The 3,719-nt window shown below is 73.3% G+C and carries 2 protein-coding genes; one reads left to right on the top strand and one right to left on the bottom strand.

The window, feature by feature from the left end:
* Positions 1 to 373: 373 nt before the first annotated feature.
* Entirely contained in the window at positions 374 to 2,275 is a 1,902-nt protein-coding gene (locus tag GUY60_RS35665) for an ABC transporter ATP-binding protein (RefSeq protein ID WP_161705553.1), read from the top strand.
* 49 nt (positions 2,276 to 2,324) lie between these two features.
* On the opposite strand, the gene GUY60_RS35660 is transcribed toward GUY60_RS35665, so the two are convergent.
* Positions 2,325 to 3,719, bottom strand: a 1,395-nt coding sequence (locus GUY60_RS35660) for a bifunctional phosphatase PAP2/diacylglycerol kinase family protein (protein WP_246236068.1), incomplete at its 5' end; no start/stop codon positions are given.

Raw genomic sequence — 3,719 nt, 5'->3', positions numbered from 1 at the left:
TCGAACACCGTCGCGAGCCCCGGCAATCCCCCTCAGGGGTGACCCTCCCCTCCCGGGTGAATCGAACGCCGCGTCACGACGGGACCCGCCGGGAGGTTCCGGGTTCTGGCCTCGTGGGTCGAACTTGTGGGCGGGGGTTCGCACTTGGGGGGCCGTGACGGGTTCTTGATCAGGTCGGTTGTGGGGGCGCTGTGTCCGACTGCGCACCCTCTGGAGGAACGATGCGTTCCGTCCTTGTCCGTACCGTGGTTCATCCTGCGTTCGAGAGTCCGCCCGCCCCGCACCCCTTCGCTGGGCATCAAGTTGACGCTTGTACGACGCCTCGGAACCGCCGGTCGAGCCGTCCGTCGAGCCGTTCACCGCGGAGGCTCGTATGACTCACACCCCGCACCAGAAGACCGTGCCCGGCGCCCGGCAGGAGCGCCCCCGGCCCTCCGCGCCGCCCGAGCTGGACTACACCGGGCGCCGGCACCGGCGGGCCATGGAGGATGCCGGGCTGCTCGACATGGCCCGGCGGATCCCGGCCGCGCTCGGGCAGACCGCGCGGCTCGCCTGGTCCGTCGACCGCCGCATGGTGATCGCCATCCTCACCTGCCAGTTGCTGTCCGGCGTCGGCACCGCCGTGATGCTGGCGGCCGTCGCCGCGGCCATGCGGCACCTGTTCTCGGCGGCCGACGCCGGTACCGCGCTGCGTGCCGCCTGGCCGGCCCTCGTCGTGGCCGCGGTCGCACAGGCCGCGGGTTCGGCGGCCTGGATCGGGGCGGACTGGGCCACCCGACGGCTCAACCCGAAGATCGCCTCCGCCGCCGACCTGACCATCGTCGACCTGCACATGCGCGCCGAGTTGAGCGCATACGACGCGGAGGGGTTCAAGGACCGCAGCCAGGCCGCCGAGACGGGCGCCCTGCGCGCGGTCGACCTGGCCGACGACGCGAAGACCCTGACCAACGCCTTCGTCCAACTGCTCTCCGCCGCCTCCGTACTCACCGTGCTGCACCCGCTGCTCCTCGGCGTGCTGCTGCTCTCCGTCGTACCGAGGGGCATGGGCGGGGTGATCGCGGCGCGGATCGACTACCGCGTCCACGACCGCACCGTCTCGGCCCGCAGCGTCCGCGGCATGATGCGCTGGTGGCTCACCACGGCGGAGCTCGCCGACGAGCTGCGCGCCAACACCATGCGGGAGTACCTGCACTTCTGGTACCGCACGATGTGTGACCGGGTCGAGGGCAAGGAACTGGCGGGCGCCGGGCCCTACTTGAGGGTGACCGCCGTGGCCGCCGCGCTCTCCGGGTTCTTCGTCCTCGGCATGTGGGCCTCGCTCGGCGCCCTCGTCCTGGGCGGCGGGATGGCCCTGGCCGCCGCCGGCACCGCCATCGTCGCGTCCCAGACCGCCGGGCGGGCCCTCAACGCGATCGTCCGGTACGGCGCGGTCATGTTCCACCACGGCCTCTACCTGAGCGACTACCACGCGTTCCTCGACGAGGTCCGCGCCATGACCCTCGACCGGGGCACCGCGACCGTAAGGGCACCGCGCGCCATCCACCTGGACGAGGCCGAGTTCACGTATCCGCACAAGGCCGCGCCCGCCCTGCACAAGCTGTCCCTGACGCTCGAGCGCGGCGAGGTGGTCGCGCTCGTCGGGGAGAACGGCGCGGGCAAGTCCACCCTCGTACGCCTCATCACCGGCCTGACCCTGGCCACTTCGGGCTCCGTACGCTGGGACGGCACCGACCTGGCGGGCGCCGACCCGGAGTCGGTGTGGCGGCACGTGGGGCTCGTCCCGCAGCAGAACGGGCACTGGCCGCTCGCCGCGCGCGAGAACATCACGCTCGGCCGGCAGACGGAGTTCGGGGACGCCCGCGTCTGGCAGGCCGCCGAACAGGTCGGCATGGGGGACGCTCTGCGCGCGCTGCCCGACGGGCTCGACACGCTGCTCGCCCGGTCCGTGTGGGGCGGCCACGAACTCTCCGGCGGCCAGTGGCAACGCCTCGCCTGCGCCCGCGCGTTGCACCGGAGCCCCGGACTGCTGATCCTCGACGAACCCACCAGCGAGATGGACGCGCGGGGCGAGCACCTGATCTTCCGGGCGCTACGGGAGATGGCCAAGGACCGGATCACCCTCGTCGTCACCCACCGCCTCGACAACGTGAAAATGGCGGACCGCATCATCGTCCTCGACCAGGGCCGCATCCGGGAGGAGGGCACCTTCGACTCCCTGGTGAGCCAACCCGGCTCGCTGCTCGCCGAGTTGTACGCGCTGTCGCAGGACCGTTGACCTGAGCCCCTGAGCCCCTGACCGGGACGACTGGGGGTGCCGCCGTGTGTCAGTGGTCGAGCCGCGGCGGCACCTCCAACGGCCGGTACACGGTGAGCGCTTCGGGGAGTTTGTCGAGGCGGAACTCGGCGGGGGCCTCGACCACCTCGCCGTCGAACGCCATCCGCGTGCCCTCGGGCAGTCCGGACACCCCAAGGCGGGCCACCTGCGCGGCGGCGTAGGTACGGGTCCGTGCCGCCCCGCCGACCAGGGCCGTGGCGAGCAGCCGGGTGCGGGCAAGGCGGCCGCCGTGCGCGATGCGGATGTCGAGGAGTCCGTCGGAGAGGTCGTGGCGGCGTACCGGGGTGATGCCGAGGCTGCGGTAGACGCCGTTGCCCGCGAACAGCAGCCACATCGCGCGGGGGCGGCCGTTGACGACGGCCCGCATCGGGTGTGCGGTGCGCAGGATCCGGCCGATGCCGAGCAGGGTGGCGGCCGGTCCGCCGATCCGGGGCGACCAGTGCTCGCGGAGGCGGACGAGTTCCGGGTAGACGCCCAGGCTGAAGGTGTTCAGGAAGTACCCGGGCTCCCCCGGACCGTCCGGCAGGGGCGTGATCCGGCCGACGTCGACGCGTACCGCGTGCCCTTGCGCGACCGCGGCGCAGGCGTCGGCGATCGAGTCGACGCCCAGGTCGGCGGCGAAGTGGTTGAACGTGCCGCCGGGCAGCACCATCAGCGGCACGTCGTACTTCAGCGCCGGGGTGACCGCCGCGTTCACGGTCCCGTCGCCGCCGCACACCCCGAGCACACCGCCCTCGCGGGCCGCGTCCCTCGCCGCCTCCGCGAGCACCTCGGGCAGCGGACCGGCCTCGTCCTCGTACAGGACGACCTCGGCGTGCGGCAGTGCGGACTTCAACTGGCGTACGGGGTCGATGAGTTGGGGCTGGCTGCCGGAGGACGGGTTGACGACGACGTACAGGCCGTCGCCCTCGGGCAGTGCGCGGGCGTCCACGCGCGGCCGGGCGGGCGTGGGGAGTTGGGTGCGCGAAGGCACAAGGCCGCGTACGGCGAACGCGGCGCTCACCCCGAGGGCCGCACCGACGAGCACATCGCTCGGGTAGTGCACGCCGGTGTAGATCCGCGAGAAGCCGACCGAGAACGCCACCGGGGCGAGGGCCGCGCCCAAGCCACGCGACTCCAGGGCAACCCCGGCGGCGAACGCGGCGGCGGACGCGGCGTGACCGGAGGGGAAGGAGCTGGTCAGCGGCTGCCGGGGCAGGTGCCGCACGACGGGTACGTGGTCGAGCACCGGGCGGGTACGGCGGACCGCGCCCTTGCCGAGCGTGTTCACCGTCGCCGAGGCGAGCGCGAGCGAGGCGGCCCCCCGCACGGCCGCCCGCCGCCCGCGCGCCCCGCCGAGCACCCACATCCCGGCGGCCGCGCCACCCCAGAGCAGCCCGTGGTT

The organism is Streptomyces boluensis, from assembly GCF_009908195.1.
GTDB classification, from domain to species: domain Bacteria; phylum Actinomycetota; class Actinomycetes; order Streptomycetales; family Streptomycetaceae; genus Streptomyces; species Streptomyces boluensis.
This window is presented reverse-complemented; position numbering and strand designations above follow the sequence as displayed.

Excerpts from the sequence above, each read along its gene's own strand:
- GUY60_RS35665 (WP_161705553.1), top strand. The coding sequence starts at position 374 with ATGACTCACACCCCGCACCAGAAGACCGTGCCCGGCGCCCGGCAGGAG.